This window comes from Bacillus sp. BP-3 (genome assembly GCF_028401955.1).
Taxonomy (GTDB): Bacteria; Bacillota; Bacilli; order Bacillales; family Bacillaceae_G; genus Bacillus_A.
In genome coordinates, this window is the sequence record NZ_JAQOTJ010000010.1 from 86,100 (window position 1) to 108,601 (window position 22,502).

The 22,502-nt window shown below is 33.2% G+C and carries 21 protein-coding genes; 1 reads left to right on the top strand and 20 read right to left on the bottom strand.

Features of this window, described 5'->3' with window-relative positions; genetic code table 11:
- Window positions 1–7 precede the first annotated feature (7 nt).
- The 3 genes from PLX19_RS16500 to tagU all read right to left on the bottom strand — a co-directional run bounded on the left by PLX19_RS16500 (window position 8) and on the right by tagU (window position 2,719).
- Entirely contained in the window at window positions 8–676 is a 669-nt protein-coding gene (locus PLX19_RS16500; protein ID WP_272189823.1) for a response regulator transcription factor, read from the bottom strand.
- Between the two features lie 200 nt (window positions 677–876).
- Window positions 877–1,701 (bottom strand): SGNH/GDSL hydrolase family protein, encoded by an 825-nt coding sequence (locus PLX19_RS16505; protein WP_272189824.1) that lies wholly within the window; start codon window positions 1,699–1,701, stop codon window positions 877–879.
- Window positions 1,702–1,801: 100 nt separating this feature from the next.
- Entirely contained in the window at window positions 1,802–2,719 is a 918-nt protein-coding gene (gene tagU, locus PLX19_RS16510) for a polyisoprenyl-teichoic acid--peptidoglycan teichoic acid transferase TagU (protein ID WP_272189825.1), read from the bottom strand.
- 356 nt (window positions 2,720–3,075) lie between these two features.
- Between tagU and PLX19_RS16515 the strand changes: the two genes are divergently transcribed.
- Window positions 3,076–4,065 carry an LCP family protein gene (locus tag PLX19_RS16515; RefSeq protein WP_272189826.1) on the top strand — a complete coding sequence of 330 codons (990 nt, stop codon included), beginning with the start codon at window positions 3,076–3,078 and terminating at the stop codon, window positions 4,063–4,065.
- A 74-nt stretch (window positions 4,066–4,139) separates the two neighbouring features.
- Here PLX19_RS16515 and rfbD read toward each other — a convergent pair whose 3' ends face one another.
- The 17 genes from rfbD to PLX19_RS16600 all read right to left on the bottom strand — a co-directional run bounded on the left by rfbD (window position 4,140) and on the right by PLX19_RS16600 (window position 22,388).
- A complete protein-coding gene (gene rfbD / locus PLX19_RS16520; protein ID WP_272189827.1) occupies window positions 4,140–5,009 on the bottom strand; it encodes a dTDP-4-dehydrorhamnose reductase in 870 nt (289 codons plus the stop codon).
- 4 nt (window positions 5,010–5,013) lie between these two features.
- Window positions 5,014–6,033 carry a dTDP-glucose 4,6-dehydratase gene (rfbB, locus tag PLX19_RS16525; RefSeq protein WP_272189828.1) on the bottom strand — a complete coding sequence of 340 codons (1,020 nt, stop codon included), beginning with the start codon at window positions 6,031–6,033 and terminating at the stop codon, window positions 5,014–5,016.
- A 10-nt stretch (window positions 6,034–6,043) separates the two neighbouring features.
- On the bottom strand, window positions 6,044–6,601 hold the full coding sequence (gene rfbC / locus PLX19_RS16530; protein ID WP_272189829.1) for a dTDP-4-dehydrorhamnose 3,5-epimerase: 558 nt from the start codon (window positions 6,599–6,601) through the stop codon (window positions 6,044–6,046).
- A 14-nt stretch (window positions 6,602–6,615) separates the two neighbouring features.
- A complete protein-coding gene (gene rfbA, locus PLX19_RS16535) occupies window positions 6,616–7,509 on the bottom strand; it encodes a glucose-1-phosphate thymidylyltransferase RfbA (protein WP_272189830.1) in 894 nt (297 codons plus the stop codon).
- Between the two features lie 75 nt (window positions 7,510–7,584).
- The gene (gene cps2T / locus PLX19_RS16540; protein ID WP_272189832.1) at window positions 7,585–8,739 is read right to left on the bottom strand and encodes a beta 1-4 rhamnosyltransferase Cps2T; all 1,155 of its coding nucleotides are present in this window, start codon (window positions 8,737–8,739) and stop codon (window positions 7,585–7,587) included.
- Window positions 8,740–8,757: 18 nt separating this feature from the next.
- Window positions 8,758–9,876, bottom strand: a complete 1,119-nt coding sequence (locus PLX19_RS16545; protein ID WP_272189833.1) for a glycosyltransferase — start codon at window positions 9,874–9,876, stop codon at window positions 8,758–8,760.
- 440 nt (window positions 9,877–10,316) lie between these two features.
- Complete coding sequence (locus PLX19_RS16550) at window positions 10,317–11,624, bottom strand: glycosyltransferase (protein WP_272189834.1); 1,308 nt, start codon at window positions 11,622–11,624, stop codon at window positions 10,317–10,319.
- Between the two features lie 151 nt (window positions 11,625–11,775).
- Entirely contained in the window at window positions 11,776–13,080 is a 1,305-nt protein-coding gene (locus PLX19_RS16555; protein WP_272189835.1) for a hypothetical protein, read from the bottom strand.
- A gap of 202 nt (window positions 13,081–13,282) precedes the next feature.
- The gene (locus PLX19_RS16560) at window positions 13,283–14,713 is read right to left on the bottom strand and encodes a lipopolysaccharide biosynthesis protein (protein WP_272189836.1); all 1,431 of its coding nucleotides are present in this window, start codon (window positions 14,711–14,713) and stop codon (window positions 13,283–13,285) included.
- Window positions 14,714–14,740: 27 nt separating this feature from the next.
- On the bottom strand, window positions 14,741–15,859 hold the full coding sequence (locus PLX19_RS16565) for a glycosyltransferase family 4 protein (protein ID WP_272189838.1): 1,119 nt from the start codon (window positions 15,857–15,859) through the stop codon (window positions 14,741–14,743).
- A 152-nt stretch (window positions 15,860–16,011) separates the two neighbouring features.
- Window positions 16,012–17,253: a UDP-N-acetyl-D-mannosamine dehydrogenase gene (gene wecC / locus PLX19_RS16570; RefSeq protein WP_272189839.1), complete on the bottom strand. Its 1,242-nt coding sequence runs from the start codon at window positions 17,251–17,253 to the stop codon at window positions 16,012–16,014.
- A 34-nt stretch (window positions 17,254–17,287) separates the two neighbouring features.
- Window positions 17,288–17,974, bottom strand: a complete 687-nt coding sequence (locus PLX19_RS16575) for a sugar transferase (RefSeq protein ID WP_272189840.1) — start codon at window positions 17,972–17,974, stop codon at window positions 17,288–17,290.
- A gap of 19 nt (window positions 17,975–17,993) precedes the next feature.
- Entirely contained in the window at window positions 17,994–18,875 is an 882-nt protein-coding gene (galU, locus tag PLX19_RS16580; RefSeq protein WP_272189841.1) for a UTP--glucose-1-phosphate uridylyltransferase GalU, read from the bottom strand.
- A 257-nt stretch (window positions 18,876–19,132) separates the two neighbouring features.
- Window positions 19,133–19,900, bottom strand: a complete 768-nt coding sequence (locus tag PLX19_RS16585) for a tyrosine-protein phosphatase (RefSeq protein WP_272189924.1) — start codon at window positions 19,898–19,900, stop codon at window positions 19,133–19,135.
- 65 nt (window positions 19,901–19,965) lie between these two features.
- Complete coding sequence (locus PLX19_RS16590; protein WP_272189842.1) at window positions 19,966–20,670, bottom strand: CpsD/CapB family tyrosine-protein kinase; 705 nt, start codon at window positions 20,668–20,670, stop codon at window positions 19,966–19,968.
- Window positions 20,660–21,403: a YveK family protein gene (locus tag PLX19_RS16595; RefSeq protein WP_272189844.1), complete on the bottom strand. Its 744-nt coding sequence runs from the start codon at window positions 21,401–21,403 to the stop codon at window positions 20,660–20,662. Before PLX19_RS16595 ends, PLX19_RS16590 begins: the two co-directional genes overlap by 11 nt.
- A gap of 307 nt (window positions 21,404–21,710) precedes the next feature.
- Window positions 21,711–22,388 (bottom strand): CpsD/CapB family tyrosine-protein kinase, encoded by a 678-nt coding sequence (locus tag PLX19_RS16600; protein WP_442869060.1) that lies wholly within the window; start codon window positions 22,386–22,388, stop codon window positions 21,711–21,713.
- Between the last annotated feature and the right edge of the window lie 114 nt (window positions 22,389–22,502).

A 22,502-nucleotide genomic window follows, 5' to 3' on the forward strand; every position in this document is an offset into this window, starting at 1 on the left:
ATCACCTTTAACAATCTAACTTATAGCCAACGCCATAAATTGTTTTAATACTCTCTCCGCTACTCCCAAGCTTCTTCCGCAGACGCTGCACCATAATATCAACCGCTCTCGTATTGCCAATATACTCAAAACCCCATACTTTCTCTAACAACTCATCTCTCATAAAAACACGCTGAGGATTCATCACAAACAACTGGCACAAATTAAACTCGCGGTACGTCAAATGAATTTCTACTCCATTCACATGCAGCTTTCGTTCCTTTGGACAAATCACAAACTCGCTGGCCTGAATCACTTCGTGATGAATCGTTTCCTTCTTCTGTACACGCCGTGTCATATTTTTCACACGCAAAAGTAGCTCTGCATAATGAAAAGGCTTCGTCACATAATCATCAGCACCAAGCTGTAAACCGAGTAACTTATCATTCATCTGACTCTTCGCCGTTAACATTAACACCGGAATATCGCGATCCTTCTCCCGAAACAGCCGAAGAAGTTCATAACCATCTATGTCAGGAAGCATCACATCTAAAATCAATACATCAGGCTTCTCTTCCCATCTTTGTAGCGCCTCATTTCCATTCGCAGCCGTAAGTACTTCATATCCTTCCATCTCTAACTGCATCCGAATTAAATTACAAATGCTAGCTTCATCATCGACTACAAGTATTTTCATAGGGTACCTCCTTTCGAAGCTATATAAAAACCTCCTTTTCTTTTTAAGGAGGGCAAGAGCATCTGACCATGCATAGCAACAATTTATTTATGATTTATATAGTATAACAAACAGCAAAAATAAAAATAGAGGAAATTATCGACTATATATTGACGACAATTCCCTCTATTATATTCCCTAATTATTCTGTGAAACTATCATTATTTTGCAACAAAATAATTCGTCACATACTGTGCCCAAAGCTCATGACCTTTCGCACTTGGGAAACCAAACTCATCTTGTAAATATGGTAAGATACCCTTCGTCGTTGGATCTGGCCATACTTCCCAATGATTAATATATATATAACCGTTTTGCTCAGCAAACTGCTTCAAAGCAGCAATCGCTTTCGGGTAATTCTTTGCATTATACACTGGATTTGGCGGTTGAATCATAATCACAGCATCCTTCGCACCTGCCTGCAACGATTGTACAAACTTTTGCGTATTTGCTACAGAACTACCGTTACCCATTTTACTATTATCTGTAACAAACGGCGGTTCAAATAAAATCACATCTGGCTTTGTATCTGCAATTTCTTTATCGCGCTTATGTGCAATTAAATCATCTGTACTTTCATCCTTAAACTCTTTCACAGTAACATTCCAAAGTGATTCCCCATAAGCCTGCTTTAAATTAGCAGTCACCTTCGCTGGCCAAGCATTAGCCGCTGAAGCTTGATCGCCAACAATCACAAGATTCACAGCCTTCTTATCAGCTGCTGCTTTCTTCAATTTTTCCTTTACCGCATCAGGTAAATTCTTTGCATAAGCTTCATTAAAGGACACTTTTGTTTCCGGCTTTTTTTCTTCTGTCTTTGCACTTTGCTTTTGTGTACTTACTTCTTCCACCTTAGCCTCTTGCTTCGTTTCCCCCGCTTGCTGCGTTGCATTGGCAACTTTCTTATTCCAATACAACTTACCGCTCACAACAGAAGCAACAAATAACACAAAAACAAAAAGCACAAGTAATGCTTTTTTATTCATTCGTTCACCTCATCTGTTCATCTCATACTACATATATATTAGTATAAAAGCATGTAAAAATAAACCCAACTACTGTAAGAGTAATTGGGTTTATGAAAGATTACTTCTTAGGCAGCTCAAGATGTTCTCTTAATTTATTAGATAAATCTTTACGAGTCTGGTCTGTTACAAAGTAGTACCAAATACCATCCTCAGCTTTATGACCATCACCAGGAATTTGAACTTCTTCACTGTTTTTCGTACAATCTTTATAATTTTTTTGAATATCAAACATTTGCTCTTGCGTTAAGCTTGTCTTTACATTCTTTTGAATTGCTTGTAATACATCACCATAGTTTGCAAGTGAAGAAACATTTGCTCCCTTTTTAATTACCGCCTGAATCACTTGGCGTTGACGCATTTGGCGTCCGAAATCGCCACGAGGATCGTCATAGCGCATACGAGCATAATGCAAGGCTTGATCACCATTAATGTGAATATCACCTTTTGGAAGATGAACTCCTTCATGTGTAAAATCTAAATCATTATAAACATCTATACCGCCAACCGCATCTACAATATCCTTAAATCCAGCCATGTTCACTTCGATATAATGGTCAACAGGAACATCAAGGAAGTTTTCCACTGTTTTCACAGCCATGTCAATTCCACCAAATGCATAAGCATGATTAATTTTATCTTTCTTACCTTTCCCGATAATTTCTGTATAGGAATCACGTGGAATGCTTGTAATTTTCATCGACTTTGTCTTTGGATTTAAAGTAAATAACATTAAAGAATCCGAACGACCAGTCTCATCTTTTCGTTGGTCACTACCCATTAATAAAATCGAAATCGGTTTTTGATCTGCGACATCTACTTTTTGTTCTCGCTTCTCTGATTTTTCACGATCTAACGGTTTATGAACTGCTTCTAACGTATTTGATACATTAGAATAAATATGATACGCATAAGCTCCTCCAGCAATTGCGAGAAGACCTATAATGCCTAGAATCCAAAATAAAATTTTCTTTTTCATCTTTTATGCCTTCAGTCCCTTCAACTAATAGATTATTAACAACATTTATCATAACATAAAAAATTTACAATTAATTTGAATTTTTAAACTACAGATAATATAATCTATCAGATTTCCCAGTAACATTCCTTATTGTACGCCGAACACGTTTTATTATTCCAAAAAAGTTTCCTTTCTTGCTGAATCTTCAATGCCTATATCTATTACATACAAAGAACACCATTCTTTCCCATATTTATTACAAATTCAAAATACAAGAAAACAAGGTAGAAAAACGCCTTCATTATATAGTAGAATTAATCTATATGCATTCAACAAATATATTTATAGATAACTAGAACACAGTGGAGGCTCTTATGAAAAAAAGAAAGAAAATATGGAAAATTATTGGTATCAGTTTTCTGACAATACTTATCCTTGCTGTTGGTGGAGGCGTGTATGCCTACAAACAACTGCAGCCTGAGAACCATTTCAAAAATGTTCCTGTAGTCAATGCCAATTCTAATTCTAATAAAAAAGCAGATCCAAGTCAGAACACAAAGGTACAAAATGGTGTCTTTAACGTTTTATTAATCGGTTCAGATGAACGAAAAGGCGAAAACATCGGTCACTCCGATTCTATGATGATTGTCCATATGGATTTGAATAAAAAAGAATATCACGCGATGAGTATTCCTCGCGATACACGTGTACACCTTGACGGCTACGGTTATACAAAATTGACAAGCGTACAATACATCAAACAAGCGACTGAAGGCCAACAAAAAGGTGTTGACGCTGCAATACAGGCCATTACCGAACTAACTGGTGTAAACATTAACTACTACGTAGAAACAAACTACCAAGGCTTACAAGGCATGGTCGATGCAATTGGTGGTATCGAAATGAATGTACCGTTTGATGTAAAACTTACACATCCTTGGTACCCTGAAAATAAAAATAAAGTGATCAATGCCGGTACACATTCAGTAGATGGCAAAATGGTAACAGAGCTTGTGCATGAACGCTATTCTCTTAAAAACGGCGAATATGATCGTCAAAAATTACAAGAGGAAGCATTAGTAGGGATTGCAAAGAAAACACTGCAACCTTCAAACGCGACGAAATTGCCAGCATTTGTTAAACAAATTCCAAACTTCTTAATCACAACCAATATGACAACAACAGACATGTTAAGCTTAGGAATGGCTGTAAAAGACTTTGATCCAGCAAAACAATTGCAATATCATCAAATTGGCGGCGAATGGAAGACTATGTATGATGATATTTTAAAGAATAATAACGATGAGTTGATAATGGATAAGGAACAATTGAAGCAAGTTGTTTCACAGTACTTTATGAACTAATTAATAAAAAATAATACAAAAGGGCGGGTACCCATATGGATACCCGCTTTTCGTGTATTAAAGTGTAAAGAGTGTTATTTAACAAGACTCTCTACTTCTTGTGTATTCAAAGCCTCTATAAATTCCTTAGTCGCAATCTTCCAATGCGGTAAAGATTTAAATCCATTCAATTCAATTGCACTTTTATCTAGTACAGAATATTTAGGACGTTTTGCAGGACGTGGAAATTGCTCTGTATTAAGAGGATTTAACTTTATATCTACTCCTGATTGCTTAAAGATTTCTTGAGCAAATTCATACCATGAACATTCTCCAGAATTCGAAGCATGATATACACCATACTTATCACTTTGTACCAATTCAATAATAAATTCTGCTAAATCCTTTGTATACGTTGGTGAACCAACTTGATCATGCACAACACCAAGTTCATTACGCTCTTTTGCTAAGCGCAGCATTGTCTTAACAAAATTATTTCCATACAAACCAAATACCCAAGAAGTACGTACAATAAAATACTTCGAGCAATATTCTTTTGTATACTGTTCACCTGCTAATTTTGATTTTCCATATACAGTTTGTGGATTTGTTGGGTTTTCTGGTTGATAAGGCTCCGTTTTTGTACCATCAAATACATAATCAGTACTTACATAACAAAGTTTCGCTCCAACTTCTTCAGCCGCCTGTGCTAAATATTTCGCACCATCACCATTTACTTTAAAGGCCGTTTCTACATCAGTCTCAGCCTGATCAACTTGTGTATAAGCTGCCGTATGGATAATAATATCTGGTTGAATAGAAAGAATCTTATCATTTACTTGTTGTTCATTTGTAATATCTATTTCGTCTCTACCAAACCCGAAAACTTGCCATGTATATTCTTCTAGTAAACGCAATACATCTTGTCCTAATTGGCCCTTTGCTCCTGTTACTAGTACTTTCATGGTTTTATCCCTCTAATCTATCTGCGTATTGTTTTTGGAAGTATTCTTGATACTCACCTGAAATAATATTTTGCCACCATTCTTGATTATCTAAATACCATTTAATTGTTTGTTCAATGCCTGTATCAAATGTATATTTAGGTGACCATCTTAACTCTTCACGCAGCTTTGTTGCATCAATTGCATAACGGCGATCATGACCTGGGCGATCTGTTACATATTTAATAAGAGATTCCGGCTTTCCTAAATACTTAAGAATTGTTCTTACGATTTCAATATTTGTGCGCTCATTATTTCCACCGACGTTATATACTTCTCCGTTACGTCCTTTATGAAGTACTAGATCAATTGCTTGGCAATGATCTTCAACATGTAGCCAGTCACGCACGTTTAAACCATCACCGTAAACTGGAAGTGGTTTATCATTTAATGCATTAATAATCATTAATGGAATTAACTTTTCAGGGAAATGAAACGGACCGTAGTTATTGGAACAACGAGTTATATTTACTGGTAAACCAAATGTTTCATGATATGCACGAACCAATAAGTCAGCACCAGCTTTACTTGAACTATATGGACTATTCGATGCTAAAGGTGTTTCTTCTGTAAAATACCCCGTTTCATCTAACGTACCATATACTTCATCCGTTGATACTTGTAAATATTTTTTTACCTGTGCATTTTTAGCTGCATCAAGTAATACTTGTGTACCTTGAATATTCGTTTGAATGAAAATATCAGGATTTGTAATACTTCTATCTACATGTGACTCTGCTGCAAAGTTTAATACATAATCAAACTTTTCTTTTTCAAATAAACTATTGATAAATGAACGGTCAGCAATATCACCTTTTACAAATTTATAATTCGGCTCATTCTCAATATCTTTTAAATTCTCTAAGTTTCCTGCATATGTCAATAAATCTAAGTTTACAATTTGATAATTAGGATATTTTTTCACCATGTAGCGAACAAAGTTACTACCAATGAATCCTGCGCCACCTGTAACTAATAACTTCATCATGTTCCTCCTATTTTCCATACACAAAGTTGATATTTGCTTCTGCTAATATTGGATGTTCTGTATCTTTTTCAGAAAGAATTGGCTCACTTGTTGGCCAATCAATACCTAATGCTGGGTCGTTCCAAAGAATTCCTGCATCATGCTCTGGAGAATAGTATTCATCTACTTTATAAGCAACTGTTGAATTAGGTACTAACGTACAAAAACCATGTGCAAACCCTTTTGGTACAACAAGCTGGCGTTTATTATGCTCACTTAAAATAACCCCTACCCATTGACCATATGTTGGCGATCCTTTGCGAATATCAACAGCTACATCGTAAATCGCACCTGTTATACAACGAACTACCTTTGTCTGTGCCTTCGGGTTTAATTGAAAATGCAGACCACGTAATGTTCCAACCGGCACTGATAATGATTGATTATCTTGAATAAACTCATATTCTAGACCAAGTTGGTCAAAAGCTTCTTTATTATAACTTTCCATAAAATAACCACGATGGTCACCAAATACTTTTGGCTCTAAAATAACTACATCAGGAATTTTTGTTTCGATAATTTTCATGAATTATGCACCTCTCATTGATAGATTGGTTGTTTTTGTTTGCTCTGACCTGCCAAACGGATTAAATATTGACCATATTGATTTTTCTTCATCGGTTCTGCTAAATCTAACAATTGTTTGCGTGTAATATAACCTTTTCTGAAAGCAATCTCTTCTAAACAAGCTACCTTTAAGCTTTGACGCTTTTCAATCGTTTCAATAAATTGGGATGCTTCTAATAAAGACTCATGCGTCCCAGAATCTAACCAAGAAAAACCTCGACCAAGAATTTCAACATGTAATTCATCTAATCCTAGATACACTTTATTTATATCTGTAATCTCTAATTCTCCACGAGCTGACGGTTGAATATTTTTCGCAATGTCTATAACACGATTATCATAGAAATATAGACCTGTTACTGCATAATGCGATTTAGGTTCTTCTGGTTTTTCTTCAATAGACATAGCTTTTCCAGATTCATCAAACTCAACAACCCCAAAACGTTCCGGATCATTTACATAATAACCAAATACGGTTGCCCCTTCTTGACGTTCTACAGCATTTTGTAATAACTTCGTTAACCCGTGTCCATAAAATAAGTTATCACCTAAAATTAGTGCTACTGAGTCATCTCCAATAAAATCTTCTCCAATAATAAATGCTTGTGCTAAACCATCTGGTGAAGGCTGCACTGCATATTCAAGTTGAACCCCAAATTGAGACCCGTCTCCTAATAACTCTTGAAAGCGTGGTGTATCCTGTGGTGTTGAAATAATTAAAATTTCACGAATACCCGCAAGCATTAATACGGATAATGGATAATAAATCATTGGCTTATCATATACAGGTAGCAACTGTTTAGATACAGCTTGCGTTAATGGATATAAGCGTGTACCACTACCACCAGCTAAAATAATTCCTTTCATACCTTCTTCGTCCTCCCTGTTACATCATAAAAAAATAGGGAATGCATCTTTTCAGACTCATTCCCTATTCTCCTACTAATTTAAGAATAAAGATTCATAATTGTTTACAATTCTCTCCCATGAATACTCATGGATAATACGTGATTTAGCTTTTGTACCTAATTCACTAATTTGAACTTGCGAATATTGTTCCACTACATGAATTAGGTTAGCTAAAGACCCTTCTTCTTTAGAGAAGTACACGGCTCCTTCTTCACCAACTTCTTTATTAAATACAACATCTAAAAGCATGTTTAATTTTGTAGATGCTAAAGCTTCTAGTAAAGAAGGATTCGTCCCACCTACTTCATGGCCGTGAAAATATGCAAATGCATTTTCACGAATCTTTTTCAATAACTCTTGATCATATACCGTTCCAACAAACTTAATACGCGAGTCTTTATTGAAATTCGTACGTGCTAATAACTCCTGATAAAATTGATTTTGCTCTACATTTGAAATGATAACAAAATCCTTCTTAGAATCTGACTTCATAAATTCACGAACCATTAATTCATAATTATTTTCAGGTACAAAACGCCCAACAACTAAGTAATATTCATTGTCTCTTACACCATGCTTGTTATACCACTCTTGTAATTTCACATCGTCCTGAGTAAGTGTCGAAGGTGTCACATCGGCTCCATATGCAATAAATGTTGTCTTTGGTGCATACTGTTTATAATCTGTTTTTATATAAGACTCAATTCCTTTAGAATCACATACTAATAAATCTGCATGCTTCACCATTAGCTTCTCAGAAACTTTCCAATATGTTCTGATAGCAGGGCTCCATTTGCTACGCTTCCACTCATGACCATCTGGATTTACAAATACTTTTACACCCATCTTCTCTAAATTTCCTTTATAAAAAGAAAAGAACGGTCCAATACGACAAGCTAGTATATAAACAATACAATTTTTAAGATTGTGTTCCTTAATATAACGAATACATGCTCTTAAACTAGCTAAATCATATAGTACAGCCTTTGCACTACCTACATCTGGAATTTTCACATTAAAACATCTTGCGTTATTGTGCTCAAATTCATCGTTATTATCTGCTAAACAAGAAACATGGTATTTGATATTTTCACTTTGTTTTCGAGCGGTTAAATATTCTACAAATGTTTCGAACCCGCCGTATTTTGCGGGTATTCCTTTGGATCCGATGATAAATACATGTTTCATAATTTTCAAATCTCCTAATCAAACTGAATTAACTTTTCTATTTTGTAAAGCTAGATAGTATCCTTCTAGTGTTTTCTCTGCTGCTTTTTCCCATGTATAATTTTCTAAAATGTATTCCCTAAAACCTATATCGTATTGTTGTTTGTATGCCTTATCTATTGCTTTTCTTATATCAGCAGTATCATTAGGAGCACAATAAAATGCATAGTCTTTAAAATAATCCTTTGTTGTCCCTCTATCACTTACGACCACATTACATCCCATGCTTGCAGCTTCTAAACTAACTAATCCAGGTGTTTCAAACCAACTTATCAATATATGAACTTTACATTTTTTATACAATTGATACAATAAGTCGTTAGAAATCGAATCAATATACTCATAATTAGAATTAGCTTCTATTTGTTCAAGAATCTTATCTCCATACGCTTGATGACTTGGAGCCACTTTTCCTACAAAAAGAACTTTATAGTCTGATCCTTCTAATGCCTTTATTAAATTCTCCTGATTTTTTCTTGTTTCAATTCTCCCAACACATAAAATATAATTTTCGAACCGCTCAAATTCATCATTATTTTCTTCCAAAGATCTTACAACTCGTTCTTTATCAATTGCGTTCGGCACTACAGTATAGTTATCTGTTTTGAAATTTAATACTTCTTCAATTTGGTCCATTTCAAGCTTTGAATTAGGTAAAAACCAATCCGATAAGTTTAAAATTTGCCTTTGCATGTTATCAAAACTATGAGTCATTAAATACCTTGTTCCCTTATTTCGTTCCCCTTTAAATACATATTTATAACACGCTTTAAGTGATTCGATTTGATTTACAGACAACATGTTACTTACCAAACGTCTAACACCTTTTTGACCAATTTTTTCGAATTCATGAGAAGGCCAATATACTGTAGATAATATAATTGGCTTATTTTGCCTTTTTGCGTTTAACATTTGAATATATGTTTCTTGTACTCTTGTTAAATTAAAGAGGTGAACTATATCATATCCATCTAAATTTGGCTCTAATTCTACACTTACATCTACTTCAACATCTATTTTCTCTAAATATTCTTTAGTTTTTAATAACTGAATAGTATCTCCACCAGGACATGTAAATAAATTAATTCTTGATTGCATTAGTACTCGCATAAAAATATTCCTTTCAATATAATATTTACACACTTAATCTTTAATAATGTTCCTGAAATTAAAGTAACATTCTCTCCTGTAAAGACACATAAACATATATATGTATTATAATTTTCAATAGCATCTTTTAGTGTCAATAAAAAGTATCTATACTTTAACAAAAAAATAAATAAGAGGTTTACACAATTGTAAACCTCTACGTTTCTATAATAACTTGTTTTTTACCATTAACCTTTTTGAAACGATAAACTTTCCAAAATATAAGCTTACTACCTGGTACTCAAGTCACCACGTCAGTACTCATTCTATTACATCTAGTCTATCTATACGAGATATAATAGTAATCCGAATGAAATATGCCGTGCATTCAACTTATTTCCACTTTTATTTCAATACTATCTTTATCAACACATTCAACAAATTAATTATTAATATCTTTTAACAGATAATTTTTTTTCCAAATCTTTACCAATATTAATCCATTTATAATCATCTGCTGGCTTATTCCAATTTTCATTTTGAACTTCCCCGATATCCACAGCATTCAGGGATTTTATCGCTCTCAAAATATCAGCTTCTGTATTCAACACAATAGGTCCCTTATCAACCTGGTGAACAAGATGGCTTAATTCATCTTGTTCATCTCCTAGTATCGTCCATACAGAAGCTTTACTTCCCAAGTATTCATATACTTTTCCAGGAACTTGTGTACTATTTTTGTTCCCATATAACAATAAAACATCAGCATATACTACATACTTTAATGCTTCCTTATAAGGAATTAATGGCTTTATTGTTACATTATCAAACTTTTTTAACCTTAACTCATCTTGTGGATTATCAAATTGACCAATAAAAATAAAATGTAATTTTTTAAATAAATTCTTGTTTTCTATTTTCAACTTATCTAGTGCATTACACAATGGAGTGATGTCCCGTAATGATTTATATATTGTCCCAGTATGAACAATGTTAAGTTTATTATCTTGCAATTCTATTGGCTTTTCTTCCTTCTCTTCTATATCACAATATAAATTTTCATCATAACCACGATATACAATATCTGCAATTTCTGGATTTAAATTATACTTATTAATATACATCTCTTTTGTACTATTAGTTGTAAAAAGCATTTTATCTACTTTTCCAATAATATTTTTCTCAAGCTTTTCTTCTATAAATGTTTTAAACCTCGACCGTCCTTTTCTTAAACTATCCCCATTCCAAGGATCGCTCCAATACCCTATCCATGGCAGAACAGGATAATCTTTTTTAATTTTATATGCAACAATATGACTAGAAGGTGTTTCGTGCATAGAGAAAATACAATCATACTTTCCTTTAGCCTTTATTAAAGACAATGCTTTTTTATAAGCTGGATTTATCCACTGTAAAAATGGATCTGGAATTAAAATATTCCTTTTTACCAAACCAGCAATTTTCTTTTTTAGACTTACTTTTTCTTTACTATCAGCAGAACTAGCGATACTATTCATTAATTTTTTTGTATAAGAAACACTATAAAGTAAACCGGGATTCACTCTATGTATTTGTACTTCTTTATCAAAGACATCCTCTAAATTCTCATCATATGCAATAGAATCTTTAGGATAGTCTATTGCAATTACATCCAATTCATGTCCTAAACGATTCAAATAATTGATATAATTTAGCGCTCGTACATTACCTGAGCCAATAAAAGGGGGGAGTTGCGTTGCAATAAATAAGATTTTCATTAATAAACACCCCTATTTTATAAGATATAAAATAACATTTAAGATAAATAGATTTTAAAAAGGAATTTAAAACTTATTTATCTACTTATGTTTAAGAAATAGCCCCCTACTTAATTTCGCATTATTTCTCAAATTAATAATTCAAATCCAACTATTCGCAATTAACCTTTTTACTTGGGTTAAAATCCCTCACAATACTTAGCAATAGAAAAACCAAAATTGAAAATTGAGCTGTATAATCAGTACCTAATGTAGCTAATCCATTATTAGTATTCACCATTATAGATATAATCAAAAAGTTGAAAAGAATATAGAATTGTTTCTTTCTAATAAAGATTACTATAGGGTAAATAAATAGTATTAAGTAAAAAAGTATAGTAGCAATTATTCCATAATCATATGGCCACATTAAAAAAGGGTATTCAAAATTATATATATTTTTCACAGCAAGGTTGGTAGCTATTTCATAAGAATGATTAGCTCCTTTTCCTATAAACCAATCAGGTTTTTCAATGCTATCATTTGCTATTAATGACTCAATTAATGTATTTCTTCCTGTAGTAAGATCTCCTCGTTCTATTCCTTGTATAAATCTTTCTTTAACATTTTTCTGAAAAACTTGTGTACTACTAGCAAATATTAATCCAATAATAACAATTGAGTAATATAATCCTTTATATTTAAGTGGCGGTCTACAGAAGATAAATAGTATTAAACACAGCACTATAGCCATTTTACTAGCACTTAACAAAATACCAATAACTGTTATAATAAAAATTAAGTACTTATTCATCTTAAATTTATTAATATATTTTGCATATATCATATTTATTGAATAAAATATTAAAAAGTATTTAGCCATTGTCAAAGGTAATCCAAATATCGAATAATATCTGTATACACCCCATATATGCTCTCCATAGATATATGTATCTACTCCACTATTCTGAAATATGGTATTTGCCAAGAAAAGTTGAATTTTAGACCCTAAAAAATAATCTAGTAACCCCATTACTATCAAAATTATTATAAATATATTAAATACACTGACAAATCGTTCAAAGAAACCTAGTGTTTCAACCTTATCTAACTTTATCGACATATAGTAGACAGGTATAATAAATGTGGATACCAATAAGCTTACATAATAAAAAAGATTCATTTGAACTTCATTAAAAAAACTATTTAATATTAATAGTGAAGAAAAAATTGTACAAATGTAAAATAGAAGCCAATTTATTTGACTTGTTTTTATTTTTAAAATGAAAAACAATAGTGAGATGGCCAAGAAAATGATATTCGTCCTATGCAACATACTACCTGCACCAAAAATATGCCTTGTTATATCATTAAAAACAAATGTCGAAATAATAATAATAACAATAGAGTAATCAAATACAGGGGAATTTTTTTTTAATCTTTTATTTGTTTTACTACCTTCCATATACAGATTCACAACTATATATTCTCCTTTATTAAATAACTAAGCTAATTCACACTATAATTTTACTATACAATTAGCTAAATGTTCATACAAACTAAAGATATATTATTACTTAGATATTACTTTTACCGATTACCCTGGCTCTTACACCAATTAATTCAGAATTTAACCTTTTTAAATATATTCATAAACTTTTGAATAACCACCTCAAAAATTATGAGACCGTCTTTATTTTTTTATCTTTAGCCATAAATCCCCTTACAATATCCTTGTATAATAAACAAATAATAACTAATATTATTAAGCCAATTACAATATTTAAAATCAACAAATTGTACTGGGTATTAACCCAAGCATATACCATTAATAATAGGCTTGAAAAATAAAACTTTCTTAACCCATAATCAACTTTGTAATACCTCAAAGAAACATGTGTACGCAAACTAGCAAATGCAAAATATGCTATTCCTGTTGATATTGCTGCTCCTTTAGCCCCTAGCTTAGGAACCAAAATGATATTTCCTATGACATTAATTAAACAAGCACTTACCGAAATGACAATATGCCACTTTGTTTTTTTTGAAAAGTTAATACCTATTACACTAGTCTCTGAAATTGTATACATAACAGGAAGAAATACTAGAAACGGCATAATAGTTGCTACTTCTCTATAACTAGGCCCTAATAGATATATAATTAAGTCTTTGAACATTAGTGTTCCAATTCCCACTATGAACATCGCTAATGTGATAATCTGATTCATATTTGAAAAAAATTCCGTATCTTCAGGATTCTTAGCATAACGCTCGTAACTTACCGGAGCCCAAAATGTCGTAAATGTAGTCTGAATAACATTTAAAATCGAAATAATTTTAAATGCAGCTGTATACAACCCCAGTTCTGTTAGTGTAGACCAATGTTTAATAGCAATCCTATCAGTTGATTGAAATAACCACGTGACTAATAATGTGATTGATAAAGGAACACCATAGTATACAATTTCTTTCATACTATGTTGAGATGTTACTTTATTCTTTTTAAAGAAATTCCAATAAGATAGCGCAAATACGATTGCAATAATTGTAACAAATAAATAACTTAACGCTTGAGAATAAATTAATATTTTATAGGTTGATCCTAAATAATAAGCAAAAGCTAAAATACCTACAAACTCGAACAATTTACTAAATAATTGTAATAAGGAAAATAAAAATCCTTTTTGTTCCATTCTAATGATCAATACTGCATATCTATTTACAATTTGAATAAATAACGAAAAAACCAAAATTACCGCTAACCATATACTTTCCTCAGAAAATACAAAAAGAGAGGTTTGTTTATAAAATAATAAAAGAATTATAGAAAGTATTAAAAAACTAAATAAAGGTGGTTTTAAACAATCCCTTAATAATTTTTTTCTAGTCTCTTCATCTTTTTCATAAAAAAAACGGACAAAACTTTGGTCCGTTCCAAACAACGAGATTAACAATAAAACATTCAAAATCACCATAAATAATGATGATTTCCCAAATTCTTCTGGAGAAAGTATTCTAGTAATAATAGGTGTACTAATAAAACCAATTATTATACTTAACCAACTTCCAATAGAAAAAGAGAGGAATTTTTTTAATAACCCTGACTTCATAAATATTCTCCCAACACTTGGTAAACTTTATTTGGACATAATTAAATTTAACTCTTTATTAATTACATCTACTGGATTACATTTATTAATTACAGATTCAGCTGTCGCTTTTGACATTTTTGAAAACACATCTGCATTGTTATATAAATGTTCTATACTATCAGCTATTTCTTTATAATTCTTTGTTGTAAAACCAGTTACCCTATTGGTAACAAATTCAGGTATTGCTGTATTATCAGAAGTAATAGGTACTAATCCACTGGCCATAGCCTCACACATTGAAACTCCTTGAGAATCTTGTCTTGTTGGACATAGAAATACACCATTTTTTTTATGTTCGTTTGCAATCTCACTATGAGTTAAATATTTATTATAAACGTGAACATTTTCAAAGTTTAAGAGTGGCTGTATTAACTGATCAAACAGCCTACCTTTACCATATATAGTAAATTCCATATCTTTAAAAACTTCTCTTTTACTTAGCTCTACTATAGCTTTTATAGCTAGATCATTTGCATATTTTCGAGATTCGAATGGTCGAATTAACAATACTTTTTTCCTTAAGTCTTCATCTTTTTCTTCAAATTGAAATACCCTTGTATCAACTACGTTAGGAATAACCTCATATTGATTAATTTTAGTCAACGTATCCGTTTCTGTAATACGTTTCATCCACTCTGAAACAAAAACAAAAGTAACATTCTCATTTTTTGTTTTCTCTATGAACTTTTTCAAACTAATCATTTGTCTTATATTACAAAGAGCATATTTAATAAAAGCTACATTGTACGCATTAAATAATCTTCTATACCACCCTAATGCTTCTACTCCATGTATCCACACAATAGAAGGGTAAGCAAATTTCAATTCTTCTAAAGTACTCATCATATCTTTATCAATAAAATGAATTAAAATCTTATCCGGATTGTAATCCTGTATATAATTTAGTAAGAAATTCTTATTCCCTTCAATTACATTAACCCCATCAAAACTATATGCAAAATGTCTATCCTTGCTCTTATCCATTACAAAAACTTTTACATCACATTCCTTTTGGATGTATTGTACAACCCTACGATGTATAAAAGCGTTTCTGTACAATTCATTTTCTTTTGGATACATATTAGTAAGAACTAATAATCTCACTCTTTTTTCACTCTTCCTTTTGCAAATTTTAATAAATATTTTTTATGGTTTTTCAAATATATAACCATTGAAAAAATATACAAGCCATTCTATCTACAACAAGAAATAATTATTGATTCTAGATAGAATGCCACCTTATATTTTTATTTATATTATTTGATAAACCCTTTTGTATCAATAACAACTTTCTCTTTCAATTGATCGAAGTCAATAGCGCTAAAGATTTCATGGTCTACTAATACTAAAATAATATCAGCTTTGGTAATTGCTTCTTCAACTGATAGCATAGAAACACTTTTCTCTTGTAGTAAGGCCGGTAATTCACTTACATGAGGCTCTACTGCAATCACTTCTCCAACATTAGCTTCTGCTAGATGTTTAACAATTTCTACTGCTGGACTTTCACGCAAATCATCAATATTTGCTTTAAATGCTAATCCTAAACAAGCAATTACAGGGTTTTTAAATCGGTCCGCTTTTTCTTTCACTTTTTCTACAACATACATAGGTTTATAATCATTCACATTTCTAGCCGTATGAATTAATTTCGCTTCTTCTGGAGCTGCATCTACAATAAACCATGGGTCTACAGCGATACAGTGTCCACCAACACCAGGACCTGGTTGTAAAATATTCACACGCGGATGGTGGTTCGCAAGACGAATTAATTCCCAAACATTAATATTTAATTTATCACAAATCAAAGATAACTCATTTGCAAATGCAATGTTTACATCACGGAATGAATTCTCTGTTAATTTTGCCATCTCTGCTGTTCTTGCATTTGTATCAAGAATTTGTCCTTTTACAAATTGCTTGTAAAATTCTACTGTGCGTTTTGTAGATTCACGATCTATCCCACCGATAATACGATCATTTTCAACTAATTCTCTTAAAATATGACCTGGTAATACACGCTCTGGGCAATGAGAAACATAGATTCTTCCTTTCTCACCATGCAATCCTTCTGAAACTGTTAAATCTGAACGCTCTTCTAAAATCCATTCTGCTACTTTTTCTGTTGTTCCAATTGGACTTGTAGATTCAAGAATAATAATATCTCCATTTTTTATAACAGGAGCAATCTTTTTAGCAGCAGCTTCTACATATGTTAAATCTGGCTTATGTTCATCTTGAAATGGAGTTGGAACTGCTAAAATAAAAATATCTGCTTCTTCTGGAGTTAGTGCCGCGTTCAATTTGCCACTTTGTACAGCCGCTTTTACTAAAATGTCTAAATCCGGCTCATAAATGTGTACTTTACCACTGTTAATCATTTCAACTGCTTGTTCATTTACATCTACACCATGCACTTGAAAACCTTTTGTTGCTAGTAAACTAGCTGTTGGTAAACCGATATATCCTAAACCCATTACACAAATCTTTTTATTCATCTGCTTTTCAACCTCTTTTTCTTGAATTTAACTACTAAGATGCTCCATTAGATTTAATTATTATTTGAATCGTTTTAATAATAATTTTCAAATCATATAGTAATCCGCGTTTACTTATATACTCTAAATCTAGTTCTACCATTTCTTTAAACCCAACATTATTTCTTTCCGTCACCTGCCAAAGTCCCGTACAACCAGGTGTAACAAGTAATCTCTGTTTATCATAAGAAGTATATTCTTTCACTTCTCTTGGTAGTGGTGGCCTCGGACCAACTAGGCTCATATCACCTTTTAATACATTAAGTAATTGAGGAAGTTCGTCAATACTCGTTTTCCGAATAAATTTCCCTAACTTCGTTACACGAGGATCTTCTTTCATCTTAAACATTGCACCTGATACCTCGTTATATTTTAGTAAACCGTTTAGTCGCTCTTCCGCATCCGTAACCATAGAGCGAAACTTATACATATAAAATTCTTTTCCATCTTTGCCAACACGAATTTGTTTAAAAAACACAGATCCCTTTGGATCCTCGTATTTAATGAGTATCGCCACGATGAGAAAGATAGGAGATAATACAATGAGACCACATAGCGCACCGACAAAGTCCATGCAGCGCTTTGCCACTAAATAACCTTTACGACCGTTCACACCTTCCAAAACAAGCTCTCTATTATTTATTTTCTCTACATCTTCACTTGATACTTTTACCAAGTTCAAAGTTCTCCCACCTCACTTTTTATACATGTACATTCTCTTTCTCCACCAACTCATTCATATACTTCATCAACTCGTCTTTTAGTTCATCATGCTGAAGTGCCATTTCAATTGTCGTTTTAATAAAACCAAACTTCTCTCCAACATCATATCGTGTTCCTTCAAAGTCATAAGCAAACACTCTTTGAATTTCATTTAAACGTTGAATAGCATCCGTTAATTGAATTTCTCCGCCCGCACCTGTTTGCTGGTCTTCTAGGAACATAAAGATTTCTGGTGTTAACACGTAACGACCCATAATTGCTAAGTTAGATGGCGCTGTTCCTTGTGCTGGTTTTTCTACAAATTTACGCACTTGGTAGCTGCGGCCCTTTTGTATAGTTGGATCAATAATGCCGTAGCGATGTGTTTCGTTGTCTGGTACTGTTTGGACACCAATGACAGAAGCACTTTTTGCTTCGCATTCATTGATTAACTGACGTAAGCATGGCGTTTCTGCTTGTACAATATCGTCGCCAAGTAATACCGCAAATGGTTCATTTCCGATAAATTTACGAGCACACCATACTGCGTGTCCTAACCCTTTCGGTTCTTTTTGACGTATATAATGAATGTTAATCTTTGAAGATTCTTGTACTTTTTCTAAAATTTCATATTTACCTTTTGATAGTAAGTTTTCTTCCAGTTCAAAGGAATGATCGAAATGATCTTCAATTGCACGTTTTCCTTTTCCTGTTACGATAATGATGTCTTCAATACCAGATTCAATTGCTTCTTCTACGATGTATTGAATTGTCGGTTTGTCTACAATTGGTAACATTTCCTTTGGCATTGCTTTCGTTGCTGGTAAGAATCTTGTTCCCAGTCCAGCCGCTGGAATAATTGCCTTTTTTACTTGTTTCAAAATAATTCCCCCTAACTATTTTTCCATTCCTCTTTTATCTTTATATAAGAATACCAAAATGATAAAAACTCTAGCTAAAGTGTCATTCCGCACAACTCCATAGCTAGAGTTTTTATAAAATATATTGGGCATCTAACCCATCCTCACGCCATGCTCCCGACGACAAGCGTCTAAGGTAGGTTGAAATATAATTTCTACCCACAGCACAACCGAGTGCCTCCGTTGATAACGGTTAGGAGACATCACCATTGTTTACCTTAAAAAATACCAAATATTTTTTTACGGCGAATTTGTTGTGGATCTTCTTTATAGATCGTTTTACCGTTAATTAACAAATATGGGTTTTCTTTGAAGTCTATGAGCGTATTTGTGCCAAATTCATTTTCGATAACATCATAGCCAGCTTGTAAATGAAATGCTCTTGTCGTTGTGTTATGCGCATCTGATGCGATCATATGCGTTAAGTTATGTTCAACAAGCTGCATGGAGAACTTTTTAATTTTTTTACCGAAGTTCCCGAGCAGACTCCCAGCTGTTACTTGTGTTAACGCACCTTTATTTACGAGGTTATATAATTTATCTGGCTGCTCGATTAACTCAGCATTGCGTTCGGGGTGAACAATAATAGGAATTATACCCTTTACTCTTAATTCGTATAACATTTGTTCAGCATAACGCGGTACATGATTGGATGGAAATTCAATTAGTATATATTTATTCATTTCATTTAATGTAAGAATTTTACCAGCTTCATAATCTGCTAATAAGTCCCCGTATAAACGAACTTCTTGACCTGGTAACACAGTTAGAGGAATATCATGTTCTTGGAGTGCTTCATTTAATTGTTCTACTTGATGAAGAACCTCTGCGCGTTCATTTATATATTTGCCGTTTTGATGATGCGGAGTTGCAACAATTGTATGAATACCTTCTGCCACTGCTTTTTGTGCCATTGCAAGACTATCCGTTAACGTCCCAGCCCCGTCATCGATACTAGGCAAAATGTGACAATGCAAATCGATCATTGTCTTCACCCTCTCTTCTTATGAATTTTCAAGATGAAAGAGAAGTGCGCCGTGCGCACAACCCTTTAGTTTGCACCGTAGTAGTAATATAAGCTCTGTTCACGTTCACGATCGTTCAGAACGACACCTAGCAATTTACCTTTTGCAGATTCTAATAATGTTTTTGCTTTTACTGCTGCTTCTTTTTCAGTTTGTTCACTACGTACAACAAGTACAGATGCATCACACTGGCTCGCCATAATTTGTGCGTCTGTTACTGGTAAGATTGGTGGCAAGTCGAAGATTACTAGATCATATAAGCTGTAAGTTTGAGCAAGCAGTTCTTTCATCGCATTAGATCCAAGTAGTTCTGCAGGATTTGGCGGAATTGGGCCAGATGAGAGAAAATCTAATTTATCTACTGCTGTTTTTTGAATGCACTTTTCTAATCGTTCACCAGCTGTTAAGACGTTTGTTAAACCGAAAATGTTGTCAACTTGAAACATTTGGTGCGTTGCTGGTTTTCGCAAGTCTGCATCGACAAGTAGGACGCGCTTTCCTTGCTGAGCAAATACAACAGCAATATTTGATGTTGTCGTCGTTTTTCCTTCACTTGGATTCGCAGACGTCACCATTAAGGAATGGATTTTTCGATCTACTGAGGCAAATTCAATATTTGTACGAATGTTACGATATTGCTCAGAGATTGGTGATTTTGGCTGTTGGTATGCAATTAATTGACGGCGTTGACGATGATTATTCTTTTTCTTAAATAAGCTTTTAAGAACCAATTGTTTGCCCCCTTACTTTCTTCGCTGATGCTGCACGTGATTTACTCCCTACTTCTTCTGCATCCATACGCGCAACGATACCGAGAACTGGTAATCCTAGTAATTTCTCTACATCTTCTTCTTTCTTTACAGTGTTGTCTAAGTATTCTAGTAAGAATGCTAGTCCAACAGATGCCATTAATCCTACAACAAACGCAATCGCAATATTGATCATCGGACGCGGCTTAATTGGAGATTGATCGTCTGCCACTTCTGCTTTTGATAAAACAGTTACGTTATCTACACTCATAATTTTGGCAACTTCGCCTTTGAATATTTCTGCCGTTGTGTTAGCAATATCACGAGCTACCTTTGGGTCTTTATCTTGCGTTGTTACCGTTACAACTTGTGAATCTTTTTCATTAGCAACTTCAATCTGTTTATTTAACTCTTGTGTTGTTATATTTAAGTTTAACTTTTCTTTCACTTGATCTAAAATAACAGGACTTTTAATAATGACCTTATATGTGTTAGTCAATTGAACGTTCGTTTGAACTTCATTAAATTGAATCGCTGCTCCTTCTTGCTTCTTTTGGTTAACAAGAATTTGCGTTGAAGATTGATAGATTGGTGTCATAAAGAAAAAGCTCACAATCGCACTAATGATTGCTGCTCCAAATGTAATAGTAAGAATCATTGCGAAGCGCTTTCGTAAAACTTGAAATAATTCTTTTAAACTAATCGTTTCTTCCATAAGCTCCCCCAGCTCTCATAATTTTACATAACAAAAAGTATAACATAAAAAAATGTACGATTTTTATAAAACCTAAGATTTTTATAAAAACCTCTATGTTATTGTCAATTCACAGTACCTATATTCATTTTTTAAAAAAACCTAATTTAATATTACAAAATCCTACTAAATCTGACAATATCCTCGCGGCAATTTACCAACAAACACCTAATAAACATTCATGTATTTTTATACATCTAAAATATTTATATATATAAAAAACCTAGGAGTCAATAAATTTCACCTAGGTTTCTTATTTTCTTAAAATTCAATAATATCCGTAAGTATGTTCAGACTGAGGTTTCCCATTAAGCACAACACCGAGTAATGTTGTGTTTGTATGATGTAATACATTTTTCGCTTTTAGTGCTTGCTCTTTTTCCGTTTTTCCGCTGTATAGTACAAGTATCGTACCTTGACATTGATTTGCAACGACTTGAGCATCTGTAACAGCAAGAACTGGTGGTGTATCGAAAATGATGAGATCGTAGTGCTTCTCTGCTTCTTTCAATAACTCCCCCATCATCGCTGAGCTTAGTAATTCTGCTGGATTCGGCGGGATAGGTCCACACGCTAACAGATGCACGTTTTCTACATCCGTTTCTACAATGCATTCCTGCAGTGTCCGCTGCCTCGATAATACATTTGTTAATCCAAAAACGGTATCAACTCGAAATAGTTGATGAAGAACTGGTTTTCGTAAGTCCGCATCGACAAGCAAGATTTTTTCTCCTTGTTGTGCAAAGGCGACAGCAAGATTGGCAGTCGTCGTTGTTTTTCCTTCTCCTGGGTTTGCCGATGTTACAACAATAGAACGGATCTTTTGATCAATAGAAGCAAATTGTATATTCGTTCGGATATTACGGTATTGCTCAGCAAGAACAGATTGCGGCCTTTCATATGCAATGAGTTTCCGCTTCGACTGCAGACGTTTACGAAAAAACATATACGACATCCTCCTCATATAAAGTGACACCTTCATCCATTGGGAGTAATTCCCCATTAATCATCAGCGCATACTAGAGGTTTTTTCTATTCTCAAGATGACATATACACTTTT

Bases quoted from the DNA above. Each gene is read 5' to 3' on its own strand.
- PLX19_RS16550 (WP_272189834.1), bottom strand. From the start codon at position 11,624: ATGAAAATCTTATTTATTGCAACGCAACTCCCCCCTTTTATTGGCTCA.
- PLX19_RS16500 (WP_272189823.1), bottom strand. From the start codon at position 676: ATGAAAATACTTGTAGTCGATGATGAAGCTAGCATTTGTAATTTAATT.
- wecC (WP_272189839.1), bottom strand. From the start codon at position 17,253: ATGAATAAAAAGATTTGTGTAATGGGTTTAGGATATATCGGTTTACCA.
- PLX19_RS16560 (WP_272189836.1), bottom strand. From the start codon at position 14,713: ATGAAGTCAGGGTTATTAAAAAAATTCCTCTCTTTTTCTATTGGAAGT.
- cps2T (WP_272189832.1), bottom strand. From the start codon at position 8,739: ATGAAACATGTATTTATCATCGGATCCAAAGGAATACCCGCAAAATAC.
- rfbD (WP_272189827.1), bottom strand. From the start codon at position 5,009: ATGAAAGTACTAGTAACAGGAGCAAAGGGCCAATTAGGACAAGATGTA.
- PLX19_RS16585 (WP_272189924.1), bottom strand. From the start codon at position 19,900: ATGATCGATTTGCATTGTCACATTTTGCCTAGTATCGATGACGGGGCT.
- PLX19_RS16515 (WP_272189826.1), top strand. From the start codon at position 3,076: ATGAAAAAAAGAAAGAAAATATGGAAAATTATTGGTATCAGTTTTCTG.
- rfbA (WP_272189830.1), bottom strand. From the start codon at position 7,509: ATGAAAGGAATTATTTTAGCTGGTGGTAGTGGTACACGCTTATATCCA.
- tagU (WP_272189825.1), bottom strand. From the start codon at position 2,719: ATGAAAAAGAAAATTTTATTTTGGATTCTAGGCATTATAGGTCTTCTC.
- PLX19_RS16600 (WP_442869060.1), bottom strand. From the start codon at position 22,388: ATGTTTTTTCGTAAACGTCTGCAGTCGAAGCGGAAACTCATTGCATAT.
- rfbB (WP_272189828.1), bottom strand. From the start codon at position 6,033: ATGAAGTTATTAGTTACAGGTGGCGCAGGATTCATTGGTAGTAACTTT.
- PLX19_RS16505 (WP_272189824.1), bottom strand. From the start codon at position 1,701: ATGAATAAAAAAGCATTACTTGTGCTTTTTGTTTTTGTGTTATTTGTT.
- rfbC (WP_272189829.1), bottom strand. From the start codon at position 6,601: ATGAAAATTATCGAAACAAAAATTCCTGATGTAGTTATTTTAGAGCCA.
- PLX19_RS16595 (WP_272189844.1), bottom strand. From the start codon at position 21,403: ATGGAAGAAACGATTAGTTTAAAAGAATTATTTCAAGTTTTACGAAAG.
- PLX19_RS16545 (WP_272189833.1), bottom strand. From the start codon at position 9,876: ATGCAATCAAGAATTAATTTATTTACATGTCCTGGTGGAGATACTATT.